The organism is Bacillus sp. es.034 (assembly GCF_002563655.1).
GTDB lineage: Bacteria > Bacillota > Bacilli > Bacillales > Bacillaceae_B > Rossellomorea.
In genome coordinates this window covers 885,026-908,234 of sequence record NZ_PDIY01000001.1, presented here as the reverse complement: position 1 = coordinate 908,234, position 23,209 = coordinate 885,026, and the positions used below count along the sequence as shown (strand labels likewise).

Genomic DNA, 23,209 nt, shown 5'->3' with positions numbered 1-23,209 from the left:
ATTACTTGTTTATATGCTGAATGCGGTCCCTCTTTCATTCTCCTGCTTGGCGAGACCCTCTTCCTGGACCTCGTCTCTTAAAAGCCCAACTGCTTCTGCATACCGTAACCACGTATCGACACTAGCGATTACCACCCGTGCTTCTATAGTAAGAATCTCGATTCCTACTAAGGAAACCCTGGCGAATGCATCAATGACGATTCCTTTATCCAGGATTCTATCAATGACTTCTGCGAGACTTGAGCTATCATTACTTTTTTGAATACTCATCCAATCTCTCCTCTTTAGTGGTGTAGCCAATGACTGACGTGCCATGTTTTATTCTGTTTAATCGGTGTTTACCTCGATCTCCACCTCCCCTAAACTAGTCCATGGGAATCATTTGAAATAAACTGCCATTTTTTATACATGTTTTAATCTATTTTAAAGGATCTGTAACATTTCTCTCCTAGAGATATATACCTTGTCAGGTTTTGAGTAGAAAAAATAATTCAAATAAGACAAATTGATTACAGTTTCCAACTATAATAGATGGTTGTATTTAGTGGGGAAATATGCTTTGAAATGAACTATCATAGGATTGCTCTTTCCAACAGTCCGTGGAGTCAAATAAAAAAGAACCTGAAGCATCAGGCTCTATGCCTAGCTTCAGGTTCTTCCTTTATTTATTCATTTGGGCGAGAAAATCTCCTAAGAGGTCGTCCATCGATTCTTCTTTAGGATCTTCATTAACAGTTTCCTGGGGTTTCATGGCACTGTCCCAGTCAAAGTTGTCCAATTCTTCATCTGTAGAGTATGAACGCTCGTCCTCTACTTCTTCAGGTGAATCATCCATCACTTGATCAAGGGACCATTCCCGTGAGGTATCATGACTAGCTGCCGTTTCTTCCTGAAGATAAAGCGCTTCATTGATATCCAATGAATTACTGCTTAGAGAAGCGAGAAGGGAGGCAGTTCGAACCGGGTTTGAAAGCAACTGGTACACGATGCTCCCCAGCAGGGCTTCTGAGTGTTCATGCTTCAGCCAGTCACGTTGGGACTTGTCCAATCCCTTTGGAAGGGGAATCGTAATCGCTTCCCGCTGCTTGGAAATCGTATCATTTACCCCGTTCAGGACAAGCTCTGCAATTTTACTGGAGAAATTTCGTTTTTCTTTTTCTTTGAGCTTTTGTAAATGTTTTAATACGTGATCAGGTGTATCTGAAGGGAGCCGAAATGTGATCGGCTGTCCCCTCGACATCCCTTTTTCAGTCATACCATCACCCTATTTGGTTTTCGCTAATTTTTGTTCTTCTTTCGGGGCTTGTTGCTTCTGTGTTTTTCTTGAGAAGTCGGCAATCAGCTTGTAGTAAGCGTTTGCCATCATCCAGATACTTTCCTTCTCATCTTCAAAGAAGTCGATATTGTACCCATCAAGATTATTGTTAAGCGTCTTGATATACTCTTTAAGGACGCTAGAGCCGCCACCGATGAAGTAACAGATCTCCGTTTGGGAATTCTTTTGCCACATATTACGAAGATGGCGGTATTGCTTCTTAGCCAGTTCAAGCATAATGCGGTCCACGATGTCGTGAACGCTTGTACGACTACCTTTTACCATAATATGATTGCGGTCATTTTTCTTCGTGATGATTTCGACCACATCACGGCGGCTGTCAAGCTCAATACCATGTCTTGAACGGATTTCCTCACGGATCAATTCAAGTGATTCTGATACACCCAGGTTAAACCCTTGAGCTTTATCATCGTCTACTTTACGATCTTTGATGACCGCGATATCTGTTGATAATCCACCAATATCTTGAATCAAGATGCGTTTATCAATCAAATCTTTGTTGATGATATTTGAATTATTATCCATCACCAGGTTGATAAAAGCAGCAAATCCTTCAGGATACACCTTCACTTCATCAAATTTAATATTTACTTTGATACCTTGATAGCGTGGAGTGACAAGGAACTCGACCTGGTGAACCGAACCTAGTAATCTTGAACGGTATCCAACATCTTTTCCTTCCTTTACTTCACGTAGGGGAAGACCTGTTCCGAGCGTGTAGTTTGCTTCTATTACATTATTATTCTTTTTAAAATCTGATCCATTACGAGCTGCATCCAGAGCGATAGAAGCAAACAGCATGACCAATGTTTGATCTTCTTCTGATTTACTGCTGCCAGGATCCAGTTCAGTCGAGTTATTGCTCTTTGTAGCAAGATTACCGACACGGTAAATTGCATTATTGTCTTTGAGAGCAGGGGAGTGGACACGGATATGTATGCCGTCTAGTGGGTCTTGTGTATCCAGCTCCTCGATACCGATGATCGGACGGTCTTCAACATCCCTTGCGATGACGTTCGGAACATTTACCTCAGCGTCCATTTTCCCAAAAATACCTTTTAAAGAATCATTACCAACATCAATGGCTGCAATGCGAGAATTCGTCATTAAAATCATCCTTTCATTCATGAGTAAGAATTTGTCTAAACATTTCAACTCTTACTCTCAGAGTATACAATTTCCCGTCTCCGGTCAATCCTACTTTTCTATCGATTATAGCAAAGGAGAGTGAGTTGATTTGTACACATTTTTGTATCGTTGTATACAATAATTGTATACATCCCTTATTAGCAACATGTGTACTTATTTGTGTACATGTATACTTTTTTGTGTACAATTGTGTACGTTTTTGTTTACATGTATACAAATTTGTAAACTTTATCATTTTTACATATTCTTACTTTGAATCATGCTCTTTCTACTATGTTATAAAACTAGAGAACTACCTTTTTATTCCATTTGAAGCGGACGATCATTGAAGGAAAAAAAGAGGATATATAAAAGACTTATCCATAAAATGGATAAGTAGAGAAGTTCTGATGGGCTAACGTATATGTTGAAAAAGGAAATATCGGCCAATAAAGTGGAGGAAGAAGTGAGGGATGGGATGCTGGTCTAGGGGTGGTCGTCTTACCGATGGTTTAAACACAGTTTGGTGTCGTCCCCTTCGTTTCCGAGAAACATATGCTATTTGCCCATGAATTTTCAGGTCTCTTTTTCGTTAGATTGCTTAATTTAGCCCTTTCACCTCTAATACAACCTTACCCCTTAGTAATGTCGATTTGACGTAACTAAGGGCATCCTGAGCCTTATAAGAAGATACAATCCAACACTCAGGTGCATCCTTGTAGTTAATCACGTCTATTTCAAAAGTTGTCAAAATCCTAAGAAAGATATTCCATAATTTAGTATAATTAAAAAACATTAATGAATCAGGGAGAATATCGTATGAAACAACCTAACTCTTCTAATTATATTCTGCAGGCAAAGAGCGATAAGTTTCATTGGGAAGGGGACGGACAACTGTCCATTAAGACCTTCACGAACGGAAAGGCATACTACAAAACAAGCAGAGGCTATTTCAGCGTAGAGGAAGGACGGTATCTTCTGGTCAATGATGGGCCGTACACCATTACCATCGAGGAAGATCAGCAGGTGGAGTCATTTTGCATCTTCTTTAAGAAAGGGTTTGCCGAAGATATCTATCGATCGTTGGGAGATTCTCCCTATCAATTGATAACCGATCCGTTCAAACGCAGCCGGCCCATCGAGTTTTTCGAAAAGACCTATGAAATCACCCCTCCAATCGCCAGGCAGATACAATTGACCCAAAGGCTTCATACATATCCGAAAGATAACTGGTATGAAGAGCAGTATTATATCTTGATGGAAAACCTATTAACCTCTCATTTTCACCATTTGAAAAGAACGGAATCAATTCATGCAGTAAAGCACTCTACCCGAGAGGAAATTTACAGAAGAGTCACCATCGCTCACGAATATATCAGGGCGTACTATCACCATGCTCTTACACTCGATGATATAGCCAAGGTTGCATGTTTATCACAAAACCATCTGATCAGAACTTACTCTCAGCTTTACGGAAAAACCCCACACCGTCACATCTCGGAATTACGAATTGAAAAAGCAAAGAGATTATTGAAGGATCCTGACCTTTCCATTACAGCCATCACCTTTGAGCTCGGCTTTCAAAACCCTGTGTCATTCTCTAAAATGTTCAAACAATTTGCGGGATGCTCACCCTCTCACTACCGAAAAAAAGTGATTTTGGAAAAGAATTAACTCCTTCTTTTCTCTATGATAAAAAAGAGGAAACGAAAGGAGAGAAATGAAATGAGTATGATTCAAGGAATCAACCAAATCGGGGTCCCCGTGAAAGATTTAGACCGCGCCATTGAATTTTATCGTGAACAATTAGGCTGCCCGCTCCTATTCACGACTGCCCATATGGCATTTTTTGATTGCAACGGCGTGAGGCTCCTCCTTACACTACCGGAAAATGAAAAGTACACCCAATCCTCGGTCATTTATTTTGATGTGGAAGATATCCAATCCAGCTACGAAAAAATGAAGGCTAATGGTGTTCATTTTACGGCTGAACCTCATGTGGTGGGGAAGATGGACGACATGGAGTCTTGGATGGTGTTTTTTGAGGATACGGAGGGGAATACACATGCGTTGGTGAGTGAAGTTAGGGTATAAAAAAGGAGGAGGATTCCATGCGTAATGGAATCCTCTTTCTATGAGTCCATGTGCGTACCTTCTATACCTTTATAGAACGGGCTTCATAATTCATCAACGTCCCCGCTCTCTCCCTCCACCTGGTATGTCATTTCCTCAAGTTCAGGGATTTCCCTCTCGATGGATTCCGCTTCTCCCAATGCTTTCTCATATGATGGAATGGTTGTTGAGGTCAGCTCTTTATAAAGGGTCTCATCATCGGTATAATTCACCCCTGATACTGATGCAAGAGATTCAAATGCCACAACTTCATATTCAGCAACCCTTTTAATATCCTCATTGATAAAATTAATAATCGCTTTTTGTTTATCAGCATCCGTTAGTTTTTCATCGTCTTTACCATCATCAACCAGGCTCAATCCTTTGTTGCTTTCCTCTTTACTGGTCTTCTCTTCAGTCTGTGGTTCCTGGTTTTTATTAATCGAAATCTGCACTTCACCACATCCACTTAACAGAACGGCTGTTATAAAGGCTAACCCGAGAAGTTTCTTCATGATTTAATTCCTTTCTTATGCAATTTGGTCAATTGCTTTTAGAAGTTAAATACCCATTTTTTGTAAAAATAATCTAAATATTTCTAAATAATATCGTTCCTATCTTCAGGCATATGGCAAACGTATGCGATTTCCTATACAATTTATGTAAACAGCAAGATTGAGTGGTGAAAGAATTGAATTTATTACTAATCGAAGATGATACAACCCTATTCAATGAAATCAAGGAACGGCTTTCCCAGTGGTCCTATGAAGTATATGGAATCAACGATTTCAATCATGTCATGCAGGAGTTCGCAGAGGTGAAACCGGATCTTGTGATCATTGATATTCAATTGCCTAAATTCGATGGCTTCCACTGGTGCCGGATGATACGCACACATTCCAATGTGCCAATCCTATTCCTGTCCTCGCGAGATCACCCGACGGACATGGTCATGTCCATGCAGCTTGGGGCAGATGATTTCATCCAGAAGCCCTTTCATTTCGATGTCCTCATCGCCAAGGTTCAGGCAACTCTCAGAAGGGTGTACAACTATAACACCGAACAGGTGAGTATCAAGACCTGGTGCAGTGCGACCGTTGATTTTGAACGGAATACGGTATCCAATGAAAAAGGGTCCATCGAATTGACGAAGAATGAAATGTACATATTAAAGCTTCTAATCGAACAGAAGAATAAGATCGTCAGCAGAGATGCACTTATGAATAGCCTCTGGGACGACAAGCGATTCATCAGCGATAACACGTTGACCGTCAATGTGAATCGCTTAAGGAAGCGCCTTGAAGAGATAGGACTCGGCCGCTTCATTGAAACGAAAGTCGGGCAAGGGTATCTGGCCATCGAAGAGGATTCGCCATGATCCGTACATACTTATGGGAACGGAAAAGCTGGATTACATTCGTGCTCGGACTCCATCTGCTGTGGATCTTTATCGCCTCTATCGATACGGCCATCCCCTTACAACCGATCATGTACATGGTGTTTCTGTCGCTGCTCTTTTTCACTGTTTTCGTGTTCATCCGTTATCAGAAGGAAACCCGATTCTTCAAACGGCTGAAAGAATGGGATCATAACCTCAACATTACAGGCGTGGATGCCCCGGATACTCCATTCCAGGAAATCGTTTCGGATAGTCTATCGGAGCAGGCGAACCTTTTGAGAAAAACAGCTTCTGAGAATCGTATAATGCTCGAACAGGAAAAGGACGACCTCCTGTCCTGGATCCATGAAGTGAAAACCCCGTTGACAGCGATGCATTTGATGATTGAGCGTTTGGAAGACGAACCTTTGAAGTCTCATTTGAAGTATGAGTGGCTGCGCATCCACCTTTTGTTGGATCAGCAGCTGCACCAGAAGCGAATGTCTTTTATGGAGAATGATTTATACATTGAGGACACCGATCTTGAGGCTGTCATTTTTCAGGAAATAAAAACCCTGCAATCCTGGTGTATTCAGAAGGGGATCGGATTTGATATTCAACTTGAGGTCACAACCGTGCTGAGCGATGCGAAGTGGCTCGCTTTTATGATCAGGCAGCTTTTGACTAACGCCGTAAAATATAGCTCTCAAATGGATATTGCCCTATTAAGCGAAAAAAGAAATGGAAAAGTGACTCTCACCATCCAGGATTCCGGCAGGGGGATCGACTCCAGGGACCTGCCAAGAGTCTTTGAAAAGGGATTCACTTCGACAACAGACCACCATGATCACGCTTCTACTGGCATGGGCTTATATTTAACCAGGAGAGTATCAGAACCTCTGCTGATTTCTATAGATATTGAGTCCGAACGGGGGGAAGGGACCCGGGTCACCCTCACCTTCCCGGAGAAAAATGATTTCGTTCAACTTACCGGCGTGTGACAAAAATGTCACATGCTTTTCTGTTTTGTTCGAACAATAAAAGGAAAACAACCTTCCTGCTTTTTATAATAAAGGTATCAAATCAAAGGAGTTTTATATGATGACTATACTAGAAGCAAGCAAACTTCATAAAAGCTACGGAAATAAATTCAATAAGCAGGAAGTGTTAAAGGGGATCGACCTGTCCATCCAAGAGGGTGAATTCGTCAGTATCATGGGGGCGTCGGGTTCCGGAAAGACCACTCTCTTAAATGTCTTATCCTCCATCGACAAAGTGAGTGAGGGCTCGATTAAGATTGAAAGCAATGAAATGACGATGATGAAAGAAAAGCAGCTCGCACAATTCCGAAAGAATCACCTCGGCTTTATCTTTCAGGATTACAACCTGCTCGACACGTTAACGGTGAAAGAAAATATCCTTCTGCCATTATCCATCACCAAGACCCCTAAGAAAGAAGCCGACCAGAAGTTCAATGACCTTGCTTCAGAGCTTGGAATCCTTGAACTGAAAGATAAATATCCGAACGAAATTTCAGGCGGGCAGAAACAGCGGACATCAGCCGCCCGTGCCTTCATCCATGAACCAAGCATCATTTTCGCCGATGAACCGACGGGGGCCCTCGACTCGAAAGCAGCATCAGATCTTCTAAATAAGCTGAGTGAGCTCAATCAAAAGCTGAAGGCGACGATCGTCATGGTCACACATGATCCCGTAGCGGCAAGTTACTGCAGTCGGGTCGTTTTCATCAAGGACGGTCAAATTTATACGCAATTAAATAAAGGTGAACAGGAAAGACAGCACTTCTTCAGTGACATCATGAAAACCCAGGGAGTGCTTGGCGGGGTGCAGAATGAACATTAATACCCTTATATTCAGAAATCTGAAGAAGAACCTGAAGAATTATTATCTTTATGTATTTGCTTTAGTCTTTAGTGTTGCCCTTTATTTCGCCTTCGTGACCCTCCAGTACGATCCGTCAATGGATGCAGCGAAGGGAACCATCAAGGGTGGAGCAGCCGTCAGAGCCGCGTCTGTCCTGCTGGTAGCCATCGTCTCGATTTTCCTTTTATACGCCAACACCCTCTTCATTAAGAGAAGAAGTAAAGAAATCGGGTTATTTCAGCTGATCGGAATGACGAAGAATAAAATCTTTCGCATTTTAAGTGTAGAAAATTTCATCCTATATTTTGGAGCATTGATACTTGGTATCTTGATCGGGTTCTCCTTTTCCAAGTTAATCATCATGATTTTATTCAATATAACCGGCGTCGAGGCGATTGCCAAACTGCATTTCTCGACCCAGGCACTCATCCAGACCGTTATTGTGTTCTGTGCAATTTACTTGCTGATCATGCTCATGAACTTTGTGTTCATTAGAAGACAAAGCATCTTATCACTCTTCAGAATCCGTTCTTCAACGGAAACAAAGGTGGGAAAAATGTCCAAATTCGAAATCGTCATTGGCATTTTCGGGATTATCTTGATTGCTTCCGGATATTATGTCTCTTCCAAATTGTTTGGCGGCGACTTCACGACTATGCCAGAGCTGTATGGGGCCATGCTCTTTATACTCGGCTCCGTCATTCTCGGAACCTACCTATTTTATAAAGGGTCCGTCAGCTTTATTTTCAATGTCATCCGAAAGAAGAAAGATGGATACTTGAACATTAACGAGGTCCTGTCTCTTTCATCCATCATGTTCCGAATGAAATCGAGTGCCTTGCTGTTGACGATCATCACGACGGTTTCGGCTCTGGCTATCGCGTTACTGTCACTGAGTTATATCGGGTATTACTCAGCTGAAAAAACGGCTGAAAACAATGTACCGGCGGATTTTTCATTAATAAACAAACAAGACTTCAATGATTTAAAAGAAGCCCTTTTGAATAAAGGTATCGAATTCAAAAAAGATGAAATTGAAGTCATCAGAGTTCTCGTTAACCTGGAAGACATTGCAGACTCTGAATTCAGTGAATTGAACGGATCACAAGATGCCATGCCATCTGCTATCATCAGTGAAAAAAGTGTAGAAGGTATTGACGTAAAAAAAGATGAAACGGTCTTTACAGGCTATAGCGACTTACTTCAAAAACTGATGCCACTACATGATTCCGGCATGACAGAGCTGAAAGGAAAAACGAAAAACATAAAGCTCAAATACTTGGGAATGCAGGATGAATACCCAATATCTGGGTGGTTTACAGGGTTCGGTTCACCTGCGGTCATTGTGGATGACCATGTTTTCCAGCAGTTGAAAAAGGATCTGGATCCAGAAATTCAAAGGGAATCCTCACTTTATATCGGTGTGAACATCGAGAAGGAAAAAGACGTAAAGAAAGCAAACGACCTCTTTCATGAGTTAAATCTAATTGAAAGATGGGGGAACGCTTCACAGTACGACATGAAAGCCGAACAAAAACAAAGCATGGGCCTCACTATGTTCATCGTCGGATTTCTCGGCCTCACCTTCCTCATCACATCGGGCTGTATCCTGTACTTTAAACAGATGGACGAAAGTGAAGATGAGAAACCGAACTACACCATTTTACGAAAGTTAGGATTCACTCAAGGTGACTTATTGAGAGGCATTCAAGGCAAGCAGCTCTTCAGCTTCGGAATCCCTCTTCTCATTGGACTTCTGCACAGTTACTTTGCGGTCCAATCCGGATGGTTCCTGTTCGGAGCCGAAGTCTGGACGCCGATGATCATCGTGATGGTTTTATATACGGTGTTGTATTCGATCTTTGGTGTATTATCGGTTTTGTATTATAAAAAGGTGATTAAAGCGTCGCTATGATGGAAATAGCCATCCCGTCTTAAAGTTGGGATGGCTATTTTATGTAGTGCGGGATTACTTCCTTTTTTGGCTTTCTTCTTTATTCACTTGAAGTTCTGCCGCATATTCTTCCTGGGATTTCCCTTGCTTGAAGCTTTCTGACTGGATTTTTTTGAATTTGTTATCGTTTTGATTTGGCATATGTGTACACCTCCCTGCAACAGGTATAGTTTATCCGTTTTGGTGGATATTATGCTCTTCAGCACGTTGCTTAGCCATCTCAATCCCCTTCATATATTCAATGACCTCTTCAATATGATGAGTATCGCTCCAATATTATCTACTTCATAAAACAGCTGATCGGTAAGTCTTTCGTAAACCCCTTCTTCAGTTTGTTCGTCCACAAAAATGGCTACGCAGTAATCCGCTTCTTCTTCCTTTGACTTCTTTTTAAAAAACATGATCCCCTCACCCTTCTAATAGAACTGGTACCCTATAAAACTGTCACATTGAATTGAAGACAAAAGTACTTCATTTACCTTACATGTATCATCTGAGTTATTAATGTTCACGATTATAATAAATAACCTTTTTTAGAAGATATATCCACATTTACCTCGAATCAAACCAGATCGGAAATTAAATAAGAAAAACCTGTGCAGGACATAAAAATCGAGCCCTGCTCTTTTGTTTATATTTTTCACATACAAGGGATACTTCATAAAAATGTTTTATGGTATGATGATTAAATTGTTTGCCCACTCTATCCCATATGGATATTCAACTTAGAAAAGAGGTACTTATGAAAGAAACGGTCTTATCTAAACAACATTGGTTCCTTATCTTTACCCTTACATTACTAACATTTGTTCTCGGGACAAGCGAATTTGTCATCGTCGGAATCTTAACGGAGATTTCTTCAAGTCTTCATATAACAAATGCAAAGGCAGGCACGCTCGTTTCAGCATTTGCAATTACCTTTGCCATCGCCACACCCATTGTCATGTCGGCAACCAGTCATTTTCCAAAACGGAAATGGGTGTTGTGTTTGATCGGGTCGTTCATCGTTTTGAATGCTTTGTGCGTGATTTCAACAAGCTACGTCATGCTCATGGGGCTTAGGATGCTGACAGCGATAGTGACAGGAGTGTTGATTTCCCTTGCCATGACGATCGCCAGTGAAGCCATTCCCGTTACCAAAAGAGGTGTCGCCATTTCATTCGTGTTCGGCGGGTTCACCTTGGCAAACGTCATCGGAGTTCCCATCGGTACTGTCATTGCCGAATGGTACAACTGGCATGCTACGTTCCTATTAACGACGTTACTAGGTGTCGTTGCCTTTTTTGCCTCTTTCATGAATTTGCCAAGTAAGCTCAGTCAATACCGCAGTTCTATGCGTGATCAGTTCTCATTATTGACTCATCCAAGGATCCTGTTGGCTTTCTTCATTCCATCCCTTGGCTTCGGTGCGACCTATGCAGTATTTACGTATCTTGTCCCGATTCTGAACAAGATGGGAGCACCAGGCAGCTCCATCAGCTTGATCCTGTTCGCTTACGGGTTCATCTCGATCTTCAGCAACATCCTTGCAGGGAAGATTGCCAGTCACAATGCCATCGGACGCCTCCGATTCGTGTTTCTTATCCAGGCATTCGTCCTGTTTGCCCTGTACTTTACGACCGATCATTTTATCGTTGGATTGATCAACATCGGATTGATGTCCTTAATGGCCATCCTCCTGACCACCTCGACCCAGCTTTACTTGATCGACCTTGCCGGCGTGTATCAACCTAAAGCGACTGGCCTCGCCGCTTCCCTGATGCCGGTTGCAAGCAATGTCGGCATCGCCATGGGCTCGGCACTCGGTGGCCTTGTCTATCACCAGGGACCGTTGATGAATGTGACCCTCGTCGGCGGAGTGGTTGCGATTTGTGCGAGTCTGCTGACTTTCTTGAGTTATCGCTTGGATCAGAAGCAGGTATCAACTGCATAACGTTAATAAAAGAAGTATCCAGAACGTAAAATGGTTCTTGGATACTTCTTTTTCGTTTTTTAGTTGGATTTATTGTGAGGCAAGAATTAGTCTCTATCTCTTGCCACCTGGGTGTCCCGGATGTTTTTCTGAATTGTGATGGCCGCAAACAGACTAAGAACAAACGACATCCCGTAAAATCCTTTTTCACTTAAGATGATACTTCCGGCGTTGTAGAGTCCGATCGTCATCAAGGATACGGCTACAATGACGGCGAACCAGCTTAGCCCGTAATAGATGCCCGACACAGGGATATCCTCTTCCTTGTCCCTTACTGCTTTTTGCAGGGATACAGCTGCATAGAGTCCAAATACCAATACTGCAAAGTAATACCCCTTCTCATTGAGTTCCATTCCGGCATTGAACAAGCCGATCAAATAAGCGGAAACCCCTATCACCAGAGCTGCCCAACTTGCCCCTTTAAATGCAGACGTCGGTTCCCCTTCTTTTCTTTCCATCTTGATCTTCGGTTTCTTTTCATCGCTCTTCATTAACGGATTTTCATTCAACTCAGACATTGGCCGCTCCCCTTTACTGTCGCAGGTCGATACACTGCTTCTGTGAATAATTATAGCAATTTTTTACAGTTTGTGTCCGGTATTATGAAATAAATTTTTCCATATCCAAAGTGCAGATCACCTTATTAATCTATTCAAGATTTGGTTCATTTTTCTTCAATAATAAGTATTTCCCTCCTAACAAGACGACGCGTTCCCTTGCACTTTTCGTCCAATACCATTAAAGTATATACTGGTTGGAATCCATCCTAAACGGGAATGGATAACAGTAAAGCATTTTACTTTTTAATTTTGGGAACACGTTTCCCTAAAGGAAAGGGTTTAAATAGAGTATGAAAGAAAATTTCTGGCATGAGTTGTCTAAGCCATTTTTTGTTCTGGCACCGATGGAAGCCGTGACCGATGTCGTTTTTCGTCATGTTGTGAGTGAAGCGGCGAGACCTGACGTGTTTTTTACAGAGTTTACGAATACTGAAAGCTATTGTCATCCGAAAGGAAAGGACAGCGTACGCGGGCGTCTGACGTTTACGGAAGACGAACAGCCGATTGTCGCCCACATTTGGGGGGATAAGCCTGAATACTTCCGTGAAACGAGTATCGGTGTGGCGAAAATGGGCTTTCGCGGAATTGATATCAACATGGGGTGCCCTGTACACAATGTGGCAGCCAACGGGAAAGGATCCGGGCTGATCCGCCGGCCGGATGTCGCAGCTGAAATCATCCAGGCAGCCAAAGCGGGAGGACTTCCCGTCAGTGTGAAGACCCGTCTAGGTTATACCAAAGTGGAGGAATGGCACGACTGGCTGAAGCATTTGTTGGAACAGGATATTGTCAACCTATCCATCCATCTCCGCACGAAAAAGGAGATGAGTGACGTTGATGCTCACTGGGAGCTGATTCCTGAAATCATGAAACTTCGTGATGAAATCGCCCCTCATACATTACTGACGATCAACGGAGACATCGCTGACCGTCAGAAGGGACTCGAGCTCGCGGAGAAATACGGCGTAGACGGCATTATGATCGGACGGGGAATCTTCCACAATCCGTTCGCTTTCGAAAAGGAGAAGAAAGAACATACGAGTGAGGAGCTCCTCGATCTTCTGCGTTTACAGCTGGATCTTCATGATCAGTATAACGATGAACTTGAGCCTCGCCCGTTTAAACCGCTCCGCCGCTTCTTCAAAATTTACGTACGCGGATTCCGCGGCGCAAGCGAGCTCAGAAATCGTCTGATGGAGACAGAAACCACGGATGAAGTCCGTGCACTGCTTGATGAGTATGCAAGTGTATTGAAGGAAGATGAGGGTTTTTCGGTTTCTAAGTAAGTCCATTTGAATTTCAATAAGAGGTCAGCCTCCAGTGAGCATTCACTTACTGGGAGGCTGACCTTTTTTTCATATTCAGAGCATTCGAATTCCACTTGGAAGGATATCTCTTTTCAACAAAGTCCGAAAGCCAAATGGAAGCGGCAAACACAATCAAATAAACTAGAAAGGATAGGTACGCTTTCCATCCGGTATAGGTGAAAACGTGGAATTGCACGGAGGTCCACTCTAAAGCGATCGCTACCCCTCCCCACAAAACAACAAAAAATAAAAATTTCAGCCCTTTAGGTTTGTAATACTGATAAGAGTTCACTACAAAATAAGGAAGAGTGGGGTACGTGATAAAGTGCAATACCACATCAAATAACTCATGGGTTTTATGGTCAATCGTAAAGTAAAGTTCATATGGTTTCACAGTAAGTGTAATATCGGCCGTCAGTGCGAGAAATACATTAAACGTCCAAATGATCGTGATCGTAACAGCCGACAGGCGTCTTGGCAGCATAAACATAAACGCCCAAGTAATGATCGTGGAAAAGATAATAAACAGTTCATTTTCATCAAATTCACGAGGGAGAGGGAAAATCATATCGAATTCACCTCTTTGTTTCTCTCTATGCCTTTTTCTAAATAAAAGAAGAAAACAGCCATTAATAAAACAATCAGACTATATCTCAAATAAGAATAAAACACATTCCAATTTATCCATTCCAAGTAGTCAATTTGGACGAAATAGACTTCAATTGATACAAGCGCTGATAAGAAGATGACGAAATGAATGAGTTTAGTAAAGATGGTCCTGTTAGAAAACAAAACATAAACCAACCATAAAAGTAATGCGGGCTTGAGCGACAACTCAGGAATCTTTTGTGTCCAAAAAATCAATTCACTGTGTGGATCCTGATGTGTTAACTTTAAATTTAAGTTTATGATTACTCCTGTATTCGTAAGAAGGATATTGGACAAAAAATAACTTCCTAAGACGTTAACGACATTCATTTTCTTCATCAAAAAGGTTAATGAAACAAAGGATACTATTGCTAAAATCAGAAAAAGCCATACCGAAATCATAGTAGTCACCATCTTTATTTATATATAAATAGGTTTCACAAAAAATGGTGATAATACACGGTTTATTAAGAAAATAAGTGTTACGGATCAGAGCGGGGGGCTGTTCCCGCTCTACTTTCCGACGATTGCATCCAATATCCTGCTGGTCTGGGCGCCTGTCTTTCCGGTACTTGGACACCACTCGCCGCCCTCGGTTAACTCTTTCACGATCGTTTCCACCAGTGGTTGGTGAACATGCTCGGGGCGTTCGAAACTCCATTGTTCTTTTCCTTCGATTGTTGCCAACGTTACAGGCTCATCCCCAAAAGTAGAAAAGCTGATCTTCCCTTTACTTCCGACAATCTCATTCATATCCACGTCTTCAAAAGCTGTGAAACACCACTTTCCAACTCCATGGACTCCTGATTGAAACTGGTATGTACCCGTCACAATATCTTCCGCTTCATAATAGCCCGCCTGATTTGAAGAAATACCTTTTGCTTCCTGGATCGGTCCGAGTAGAAAATCAAGTATATCAAGGGTATGGCTGGCCAAATCGAAGAACAATCCGCCTCCTGCTATTTCGGGTTGAACACGCCAAGGCAGATGATCTGAATCTTTCACGTCTTCCCCTGTTTTTTGATACTGGGTCGAGGTGACAAAGCGAACGTCTCCGATTGCGTTTTGATCAAGCAATTCTTTTATCTTCAAAAAGCGCTCCTGAGCCCGGCGGTAGTATGCTACATACAAAGGAACTCCTGCCTTTTTACAAGCAGCCACCATCTCATTGCATTCATCGAAGGTACGTGCCATCGGCTTCTCCACATAAACAGGTTTCCCGGCAGCCGCTGCCATCAGCGTATATTCCTTATGGGAGCCAGGCGGCGTAGCGATATAAACTGCATCCACATCAGGATCGTTAATCAGGGCATCAGCCACGTCGTACCATTTAGCTACTCCATGTCTTTCAGCGTAATCCTTCGCCAGTTCACCCGTTCTCCGCATGACTGCCACAAGCTCTGAGTTTCGTACCTTTTGAAATGCAGGGCCACTTTTCTTTTCCGTTACATCTCCGCAACCGATGATTCCCCAGCGGACTTTATTGTCTATCATGATCTGTTTCCCCCTTGTAATTTCGTCATACTTCCATTGTACCAATGAACGCTAACCCTTTCTCCTCATTCCATATAAAATAAATAAGAGAATGAACCATAGAGGAGTCAACAGTAAGGCCGGCCGTGTCGCATCAGAAATCAGCATAATCACAAGGATCGCTGCAAACATTGTAAGCACCATATAATTGATCAATGGTGTGAACGGGGCTTTAAATGTAGATTTCTCGTGTAAGTGCGGACGGGTTTTCTTATACTTTATATGACAGACGAGAATGATTCCCCACACCCAAATAAAGCAGATGGCACTTATGGTCGTTACGACGCTAAAGGCCTGTTCCGGTATCAGCTTACTCAATAGAGCACCCACTGATATGACCAATGTGGATAGGAATAACCCGTTAGCCGGTACATAGTTTTGATTCAATTTGGCCAAACGAGGTGATGCCTGATGATCTCTGCTTAAATGATACAGAATCCGGCTGGTAGAAAACATCCCGCTGTTACAGGCAGAAGCCGCTGACGTCAACACAACAAAGTTAATGACACCTGCCGCCAGCGGAATTCCGACCAAGCTAAATGTTTTCACAAATGGACTTTCTGCTGCGTTCAGTTCCATCCATGGATTGATGAACAAGAGGACGGTCAGGGCTCCCACGTAGAAAAATAAGATCCTCAAAGGAATTTTATTAATGGCGGAGGGGATATTTTTCTCCGGGTTGGATGTTTCCGCTGCCGATACAGCGACTAATTCCACACCGACATAAGCAAAGATGACCATTTGGAAAGAAAGTAAGAAACCTGATATACCGTTCGGGAAAAATCCGCCATGCTCCCATAGGTTTCGAACCGTAACCGCACCTGCGTCTGTTTGAACCCCCATCACCAGTAAAATGACACCAAGGGCAATTAACCCAAGAATGGTGATGACTTTAATTAAAGCAAACCAAAATTCCAATTCCCCAAACAGCTTGACCGTTAATAAATTGAGTCCCAACAAAATGATGACACAAATAAGTGCAGGAACCCACTGAGGAATGTCAAACCAATATTTCACATAAACACCCACAGCGATCACATCGGCCATCGCCGTCATGATCCAGCAGAACCAGTACGTCCAACCCGTAACAAAGGAGAGCCGGGGTCCAAGATACTCTTCCGCAATGTCTGGCAGCGATTGAAACCCGGCTTTCGATAACAACAGCTCCCCAAGCGCCCTCATCACGAAAAACAGGGCGATCCCCACAATTAAATAAGCGAAGATGATAGAGGGACCGGAAAGCTGTATCGCCTTACCGGAACCTAAGAATAGCCCCGTACCGATCGTACCCCCGATCGCGATCAGCTGAACATGCCGGTTTGATAGATCCCTCTTTAATTCTCGTTGTTCCAACTTTAACTCCTCCTTACAACCAGTAAAAATAGGCACAAAAAAAAGAGATTGGAAGGGCTCCAATCTCTCGTGGTCATAAGAATAACAAATACAATTTTTCATGCTAATAATAAAATTATCTGCACGCCAAATACATATCCGATACTCTTCTGTCCTTTTGCCTGAGATAATGAACCCTTCGGCGCCGCAAATCTTCCACGGTCTCTCCAGAAGCTGCTCCTGCTACGGGATGATCCATAGCAATCATAGCTTTCTACTAATTAAATTTTGTCGCTCAACGTATCACTGTCGAATAGTTGATAATTTTAATGGCTGATGTGGATTTTGTCAACAGGGGGGATTGAGTTAACCAGTGGATGTAAATTAAGCGGAGTTTCTCCGGTTATATATAGGTTGAAGCTCATTTTAGGGGTATTTAAGCGGAGTATTTCCGGTTATCCAAAATACAATTTTACATTTTCACTCTTTTTGGGTCAATAGACGGAATTTCTCCGGTTATTTAAGTTATTTTCAATTCAAATTACTAATTAAGCGGAATTTTTCCGTCTATTCTATTCATCCGATAGAGTGCTTAACCTGATCCCCCAAGCGATAAGAGCGGATCCTCTTGGTTCCAGATTCGGGAATCAACATCTTTTTATCAACTAGTTGAGTAAGTAATTTTTTTACCGTCTTGTCCGTTCGCTTCAAATACTTTTCAACTTCTATAGGGGATATCGCTTTTCCTTTTCGAATCGCTAGTCGAAGCACTTCCTTTTCGGCATAGGATAGAGTGGTCTGGTCCAGCTCATCACCTAACCACCTCCCAATTACCTGTTGTACAATCTGCTGACATCGACGAGGTTTTTCTTTCACTTGGTCATAAGAAAAGCGGATGACAGTCCATCCGTCCATCACCAACTGGTTTTGTCGCTCCAAACTATCGGAAAATTGCCACCTGCTTATATTCTTTAAGTGAGGGCCATACCCATCGACCTCAAAGCAAATCCGGATGGCTGGACGAATATAAGCAAAATCTAAATACCGTTTTCCGTCTTTAAAATCATCGATTTCAAACTCTGGATGAAGATAACGAAAATGATAGAATGAAGGCCACCAAACTTTCTTCAAAAACATTCTTTCAGCCTGATTGTGACCTTCTTGTAAACGCCTCAACCGTTCACCTTTCCTTTCCTGAGAGTGAGCATTCATAAAAGCCAGGTATTCTTCTTCAAACCCCACAGCAATCCTCCTCAATAATCATCAAGATTTTCCATATTTATTAAAAAAATTACTAGTTCGTTCTTTCCTCAATTTCTTCTACTATAAAATTTTATCTATCCCTCAATAGGAACCATAAAATCATATTCAGGATCTCCATACTTGGCAATCATCTTTTTCCGATACTCTTCAAAAGATAAATGAAAATGTTCCGGTGGGTTGCCAAATAGGATGGTAAATTCTCCATTTTTGAAAGAAATTAAATAGCTTTTCTCCTGGTTAACATTCTTCTCCATAAGTGATGCCTTTAACTTTTCCAATTGCGCTACTGATAGATCATCGTTCAACCTCATCTTGTTGCCACAACCATCTATTTTCACCAATACAAACATACCGTTTCCTTCACGTTCCTCTTCCTTGTACCTAATAGAGTTTTCGGTATATTTCTCTATGGTTTTCGTGTAATAATATCCGCACACCATACAAAAGATGTACTTCTCATCCGTTTTGTAATAATCATCTTCAAAAGCAGCACGTTCACAACCGGGGCATTTAATAGCATACATATTCGATGCCAAAAGAAATCATCTCCCTTAATGAATTTTTAGATTCGGGACAGTTTTTTTAAAATGAATGAGTAAAAAAATCCATAGGAAAAAAGAGGTTTAATGTGGTTTCAACTGAAAGGGGGTTAAAAAGCAATTAGGACATCAAGGAGTAGTAAAGTAAGAAGAATTTGAGGAAAGAACTACTTTTAGTCTAAAATAATTTTCACAATTGTCAATCTATTTTTTGTACTTCAACCATACCTCCGATCTCTTTTCAACTTGCCTTTTTGCCTCCCCAACAATTAGGAGAGGCATTGGGTTAACAACCTTTTACTTATGGTACGGTTCCCCCCGATTAATCCGAAACGCCCGATAGATCTGCTCCACCAAAATCAGTCTCATTAACTGATGGGGAAAAGTCATTTTCGAAAACGAAAGGGTTTCATTGGATCTCTTGATTACGTCATCACTGAGTCCCAATGATCCACCAATCACAAATGCCACTTTGCTTTTACCGTACGTTGCAAGCTTATCCAGGTTATCGGCGAGGTCTTCTGAAGAACGCATTTTCCCTTGAATGGCGAGGGCAATGACATGATGATCGGGTGAGATCTTCGCTAAGATCCGTTCACCTTCTTTATTCTTCACCTGCTCCATTTCAGAGTCACTCAATATTTCTGGTGCCTTTTCGTCTGCCAGCTCAACTATTTCAATTTTTGCGTACGCACCAAGTCGCTTCACATATTCATCGATTCCCTGCTTTAAATATTTTTCTTTTAATTTACCAACCGTTACAATGGTGATATTCACTATCCACACTCGCTTTACAAACAATTTACAAACACGTTATCCACAGAAATTATCCACATATCCACAAGACCAATCCTCATATGGTATGGGAATATTAGTTCGCCACTATATATACGGCGTTATTCCCACAATATTCACAGGTTGTGGATAACTTCTTGTCTTCAGAAATCTCTGTTAGTTGAGGCGCTACCTCATGCTCATCGACGACAATATCCATGGCTAATTCCACATGCTCCAAGCAGCAGTAAATCATGTCGTTTCCTCCTAACATGTAGTTTATATACTTATCCACAATCATCATATCATGTAAAGAAAAAGCAGGAAAGGGCGCACCGCCTTCCTGCTTTTCACTTTATCCACATTCTATAATCGGGATTCATCCGTCAATTTCATTGTGACTTCTTTCTTTTTGCCATCTCTGTAGAAGGTCACTTTCATTTGATCGTTCACTTCTTTTTTATTATATAGATGCTTCCTCAAGTCGATTACATTCTCGACCTTCTCACCGTCTAGCTCCGTGATGACATCAAGCTCCTGTAAACCGGCTTGAGCAGCAGGGGAATTCGGAACGGTTTGTCTGATCATCACACCATAATGGATATCTTTCGGGAGCTTCAAGGTCTCCTGCTGGTGATAGGCAGAAATCTGATTGACGTCTTCTAATGTCACGCCCATTGCAGGACGCTTCACTTCTCCATATTGCTCAAGGTCTTCAATGATAGGGCGAGCAGAATTGATCGGAATGGCAAGTCCAATTCCTTCTACCGCTTCCTGGGCGATTTTCATCGAGTTGATCCCGACCAGCTGTCCGGAAATGTTGATAAGGGCTCCACCGCTGTTACCGGGGTTGATGGCTGCATCGGTTTGCAGGACCTCTGCGTTCCAGTCCTCCATGCCATCCTGATTGATGTCGACAGGAATCGTCCTCTCCACACCCGAAACGACACCCTGCGTCACAGAACCTGAGAATTGAAGTCCAAGTGGGTTCCCGATGGCGATGACAGGCTCACCTGCTTTCAGCTCATCCGAATTTCCAAACTCGGCAATATCATCATTTTTGATTTTGCTCCCATCGATTTCAATGACGGCAAGGTCTGTCCAAACATCAGTACCACGGAGTTTAGCAGGAACCTTGGTACCGTCGGCAAGGGTGACCTCCAATTGATCCGCCCCTTCCACAACGTGATTATTCGTCACGATATAGACGGTTTTGCCTTCTTTTTTATACATGACCCCTGATCCCGTTCCTGCCTGCTGATCCTGGGTCTGACCACCACCCTGACCCCAGAAGCTCTGGGATTGGATATTCGTGATTCCAACCACGGAGTCTCCGGTCTTTTCTACGGCTTTTGTCACATCCGTCGTCACATTAACAGACACATTCTTGGTCGTTCCATTATGATACGTCTGGTCCGTTTCTTTCAAATCCTTATCCGGTTGAACCGAATAAGGTAATATATCAAAGTTCGTCAGCTGAGGAATGGCCACGATTACGAGGATCGCCCCAAGGACGACTCCCAATAGCCCCGCCAGGAACATTCCTCCACGATTACCCTTTTGCCTGCCAGTCCTGCCTTCAGAATTATGATCACCATCATAATATCCCATGCGTCTTCATCCTTTCTACCAGCTATTCCTTTTGTTATTTTATCTTTACAAGCCCGATTATAGTCAGATTAAATTAAAAAATGATGAAAAGATGGTAAGAAATTTATTAGGTTACTATTTATGTAAAGCTGTTAACGTTATTGTTTTTACGAAGAGTAGTGATTGATTTCCGTTTCAGGTGCTATTTTCCGCGGATGCATACAAAAAAGGCGAAGACAGAAGCCCTCACCTTTTTCATACCTTTAACAGAGAAATCATAAACATTTGAACCGGTTTAAATCGCAACTAAAGGTGTTGGTACTTTAGGATCCGTATCAAATAAATCGATCTGTTCTCCTACCAGTATTCCTTTTGATTCGAGTGTTTGGGTGACACTCATCCTTGCGAGATCTTTCATATTGTTATCAAGGCTTAAATGAGCCAGGTAAATACCCTTGGTGTTATCGCCCATCACTTCACTCATGGCAATGGCCGCGTCCTCGTTGGATACATGGCCGTAATCACTCAGGATCCGGCGTTTGATATTCCATGGGTATCGGCACATCCGGAGCATCCCTACATCGTGATTGCTTTCAAATACATAGGCGTCGGCATTCGAGATGATCCCTTTCATCCGATCGCTTACATACCCCGTATCGGTGACAAGAACAAGCTTCTTCTCCCCGTGATGGAAAATATAAAACATCGGTTCTGCAGCATCATGTGATACCCCGAATGACTCGATGCTCAGTCCCCCGAAATGCTTGGCCGTTTCCATATCAAAGGAAAACTTCTGCTCTGTATCAATCTTCCCCACCAGACCGTCCATGGCGTTCCACGTCTTATCGTTCGCATAGATCGGCAGCTTGTACTTCCTCGCCAATACACCGATCCCCTTAATATGATCACTATGTTCATGGGTGACCAGAATCCCCGACAAGTCTTCAATTTTCCGGTCGATCTGACTGAACAATCCTTCCATCTGCTTGCCGCTTAATCCGGCATCGACAAGAAAGGAGTGTTCCTCCGATTCAACAAATATCGCATTTCCCGTACTGCCGCTTGCAAGTACACTAAAATGCATCGTCATATCTCTCACTCCAATGTTTCTTTTTCCGGTTTGTTGATCTCCACGATTTCTCCTTCTACCGCGTTGATAAACAAATCTTCTTCCTTGTTTCCTGATTCCACGACAAAGTGCCAGGTTGGTGCAAGGACTTGGGATTCCTCGGACAGGAACGTCCAATACCCCAATTTCGGTTTATGAACCACACTATCCGGACTGATTTTTTGGTTCGTATAAAGGCCCTGCAACGCTACAAAGGAAGGAATGATGGATTTATCTTCTCCAAATTCATTCAGATCCTCAAGCATGGACTGTTTATACGATACAATTTTATTATCATTATTGACGGTAAGGACGATCTTTCCATTCGTATTATTGAATAATTGTCTTCCCCGATACGTCTGATAATACGTGATCGTCTGTTCTTCCGTGTTATAGTCCCAGAAGCTGTACTTATCGCCATCAATGACCTTATTTTCCATGAAGTCATTTAAATCGTCCGGTGAGAAATCCTTATCTAATGAAACAGGTTCATCTAACGTAGAATGAATCGTACTTTCGTTAATAACGGTAACATCTTGGTCCTTTAAGATACTGATATCTTCATCCTTGAATTTCTTTGATTTAGCCTGGATATATTTTTCTTCCGTTGGATCCTGGGATAGCGTCTTTGGATATTTAATTTTGTCCGCCTTTAATTTCTCCTCAAAAGTAGCCTGACTGAGTGTTTCCGGGTTGCTTTCAGACACTTTATTAATAAAGAGGGACATCAAAAAGATATCTAATACGAGAAAAACAATGATGAAAATGCTTTTCGTTTTACTCCAATCCAA

25 protein-coding genes and 1 riboswitch are annotated in these 23,209 nt (G+C 42.3%); of the genes, 8 read left to right on the top strand and 17 right to left on the bottom strand.

Annotation, left to right across the window (positions count from 1 at the left end; translation table 11 throughout):
- Positions 1-9: 9 nt before the first annotated feature.
- From gvpA to ATG71_RS04715, 3 genes are all read right to left on the bottom strand, one after another.
- A complete protein-coding gene (gene gvpA / locus ATG71_RS04725; RefSeq protein ID WP_060674023.1) occupies positions 10-270 on the bottom strand; it encodes a gas vesicle structural protein GvpA in 261 nt (86 codons plus the stop codon).
- A gap of 391 nt (positions 271-661) precedes the next feature.
- A complete protein-coding gene (locus tag ATG71_RS04720; RefSeq protein WP_098438635.1) occupies positions 662-1,255 on the bottom strand; it encodes an uL1 family ribosomal protein in 594 nt (197 codons plus the stop codon).
- A gap of 9 nt (positions 1,256-1,264) precedes the next feature.
- Positions 1,265-2,443: a ParM/StbA family protein gene (locus ATG71_RS04715; protein WP_098438634.1), complete on the bottom strand. Its 1,179-nt coding sequence runs from the start codon at positions 2,441-2,443 to the stop codon at positions 1,265-1,267.
- A gap of 840 nt (positions 2,444-3,283) precedes the next feature.
- Here ATG71_RS04715 and ATG71_RS04710 point away from each other — a divergent pair.
- Both ATG71_RS04710 and ATG71_RS04705 read left to right on the top strand, forming a co-directional pair.
- The gene (locus ATG71_RS04710) at positions 3,284-4,138 is read left to right on the top strand and encodes a helix-turn-helix domain-containing protein (RefSeq protein WP_098438633.1); all 855 of its coding nucleotides are present in this window, start codon (positions 3,284-3,286) and stop codon (positions 4,136-4,138) included.
- A gap of 51 nt (positions 4,139-4,189) precedes the next feature.
- Positions 4,190-4,558: a VOC family protein gene (locus ATG71_RS04705; RefSeq protein ID WP_286162907.1), complete on the top strand. Its 369-nt coding sequence runs from the start codon at positions 4,190-4,192 to the stop codon at positions 4,556-4,558.
- Positions 4,559-4,641: 83 nt separating this feature from the next.
- On the opposite strand, the gene ATG71_RS04700 is transcribed toward ATG71_RS04705, so the two are convergent.
- On the bottom strand, positions 4,642-5,091 hold the full coding sequence (locus tag ATG71_RS04700; RefSeq protein ID WP_098438632.1) for a putative periplasmic lipoprotein: 450 nt from the start codon (positions 5,089-5,091) through the stop codon (positions 4,642-4,644).
- 176 nt (positions 5,092-5,267) lie between these two features.
- On the opposite strand from ATG71_RS04700, the gene ATG71_RS04695 reads away from it, so the two are divergent.
- From ATG71_RS04695 to ATG71_RS04680, 4 genes are all read left to right on the top strand, one after another.
- Complete coding sequence (locus ATG71_RS04695) at positions 5,268-5,954, top strand: response regulator transcription factor (RefSeq protein WP_098441720.1); 687 nt, start codon at positions 5,268-5,270, stop codon at positions 5,952-5,954.
- Positions 5,951-6,955 carry a sensor histidine kinase gene (locus ATG71_RS04690; RefSeq protein ID WP_098438631.1) on the top strand — a complete coding sequence of 335 codons (1,005 nt, stop codon included), beginning with the start codon at positions 5,951-5,953 and terminating at the stop codon, positions 6,953-6,955. Before ATG71_RS04695 ends, ATG71_RS04690 begins: the two co-directional genes overlap by 4 nt.
- Before the next feature lie 100 nt (positions 6,956-7,055).
- Entirely contained in the window at positions 7,056-7,817 is a 762-nt protein-coding gene (locus tag ATG71_RS04685) for an ABC transporter ATP-binding protein (protein ID WP_098438630.1), read from the top strand.
- Positions 7,807-9,753: an FtsX-like permease family protein gene (locus tag ATG71_RS04680; RefSeq protein WP_098438629.1), complete on the top strand. Its 1,947-nt coding sequence runs from the start codon at positions 7,807-7,809 to the stop codon at positions 9,751-9,753. Before ATG71_RS04685 ends, ATG71_RS04680 begins: the two co-directional genes overlap by 11 nt.
- 54 nt (positions 9,754-9,807) lie before the next feature.
- Here ATG71_RS04680 and ATG71_RS23625 read toward each other — a convergent pair whose 3' ends face one another.
- Together ATG71_RS23625 and ATG71_RS23275 are read right to left on the bottom strand one after the other, a co-directional pair.
- Positions 9,808-9,933, bottom strand: coding sequence for a hypothetical protein (locus tag ATG71_RS23625; protein ID WP_286162906.1), 126 nt, complete (start codon positions 9,931-9,933; stop codon positions 9,808-9,810).
- 89 nt (positions 9,934-10,022) lie between these two features.
- A complete protein-coding gene (locus tag ATG71_RS23275; RefSeq protein ID WP_179886454.1) occupies positions 10,023-10,193 on the bottom strand; it encodes a hypothetical protein in 171 nt (56 codons plus the stop codon).
- 341 nt (positions 10,194-10,534) lie between these two features.
- Between ATG71_RS23275 and ATG71_RS04675 the strand changes: the two genes are divergently transcribed.
- On the top strand, positions 10,535-11,725 hold the full coding sequence (locus tag ATG71_RS04675; RefSeq protein ID WP_098438628.1) for an MFS transporter: 1,191 nt from the start codon (positions 10,535-10,537) through the stop codon (positions 11,723-11,725).
- Positions 11,726-11,811: 86 nt separating this feature from the next.
- Here ATG71_RS04675 and yiaA read toward each other — a convergent pair whose 3' ends face one another.
- On the bottom strand, positions 11,812-12,282 hold the full coding sequence (gene yiaA / locus ATG71_RS04670; RefSeq protein WP_060674052.1) for an inner membrane protein YiaA: 471 nt from the start codon (positions 12,280-12,282) through the stop codon (positions 11,812-11,814).
- Positions 12,283-12,614: 332 nt separating this feature from the next.
- Here yiaA and ATG71_RS04665 point away from each other — a divergent pair, with 332 nt between their 5' ends.
- Positions 12,615-13,610 carry a tRNA dihydrouridine synthase gene (locus ATG71_RS04665; protein ID WP_098438627.1) on the top strand — a complete coding sequence of 332 codons (996 nt, stop codon included), beginning with the start codon at positions 12,615-12,617 and terminating at the stop codon, positions 13,608-13,610.
- Positions 13,611-13,656: 46 nt separating this feature from the next.
- Here the strand turns inward: ATG71_RS04665 and ATG71_RS04660 are convergent, their stop codons facing one another.
- From ATG71_RS04660 to ATG71_RS04610, 10 genes are all read right to left on the bottom strand, one after another.
- Positions 13,657-14,199, bottom strand: coding sequence for a hypothetical protein (locus ATG71_RS04660; RefSeq protein ID WP_098438626.1), 543 nt, complete (start codon positions 14,197-14,199; stop codon positions 13,657-13,659).
- Between the two features lie 593 nt (positions 14,200-14,792).
- On the bottom strand, positions 14,793-15,773 hold the full coding sequence (locus ATG71_RS04650) for a Gfo/Idh/MocA family protein (protein WP_098438624.1): 981 nt from the start codon (positions 15,771-15,773) through the stop codon (positions 14,793-14,795).
- 51 nt (positions 15,774-15,824) lie between these two features.
- Entirely contained in the window at positions 15,825-17,165 is a 1,341-nt protein-coding gene (locus tag ATG71_RS04645) for an amino acid permease (protein ID WP_098438623.1), read from the bottom strand.
- Positions 17,166-17,304: 139 nt separating this feature from the next.
- Positions 17,305-17,385, bottom strand: a riboswitch (glycine riboswitch).
- Positions 17,386-17,720: 335 nt separating this feature from the next.
- Positions 17,721-18,386: a hypothetical protein gene (locus ATG71_RS04640; RefSeq protein WP_098438622.1), complete on the bottom strand. Its 666-nt coding sequence runs from the start codon at positions 18,384-18,386 to the stop codon at positions 17,721-17,723.
- Positions 18,387-18,481: 95 nt separating this feature from the next.
- The gene (locus ATG71_RS04635; protein ID WP_098438621.1) at positions 18,482-18,943 is read right to left on the bottom strand and encodes a hypothetical protein; all 462 of its coding nucleotides are present in this window, start codon (positions 18,941-18,943) and stop codon (positions 18,482-18,484) included.
- Positions 18,944-19,243: 300 nt separating this feature from the next.
- The gene (rlmH, locus tag ATG71_RS04630) at positions 19,244-19,723 is read right to left on the bottom strand and encodes a 23S rRNA (pseudouridine(1915)-N(3))-methyltransferase RlmH (RefSeq protein ID WP_098438620.1); all 480 of its coding nucleotides are present in this window, start codon (positions 19,721-19,723) and stop codon (positions 19,244-19,246) included.
- Between the two features lie 94 nt (positions 19,724-19,817).
- Entirely contained in the window at positions 19,818-19,976 is a 159-nt protein-coding gene (locus ATG71_RS04625) for a CxxH/CxxC protein (RefSeq protein ID WP_098438619.1), read from the bottom strand.
- 110 nt (positions 19,977-20,086) lie between these two features.
- Entirely contained in the window at positions 20,087-21,331 is a 1,245-nt protein-coding gene (locus tag ATG71_RS04620) for a S1C family serine protease (protein ID WP_098438618.1), read from the bottom strand.
- A gap of 274 nt (positions 21,332-21,605) precedes the next feature.
- Positions 21,606-22,400 (bottom strand): MBL fold metallo-hydrolase, encoded by a 795-nt coding sequence (locus tag ATG71_RS04615; protein WP_034764817.1) that lies wholly within the window; start codon positions 22,398-22,400, stop codon positions 21,606-21,608.
- Between the two features lie 5 nt (positions 22,401-22,405).
- Positions 22,406-23,209, bottom strand: coding sequence for a two-component system regulatory protein YycI (locus ATG71_RS04610; protein WP_179886453.1), 804 nt, complete (start codon positions 23,207-23,209; stop codon positions 22,406-22,408).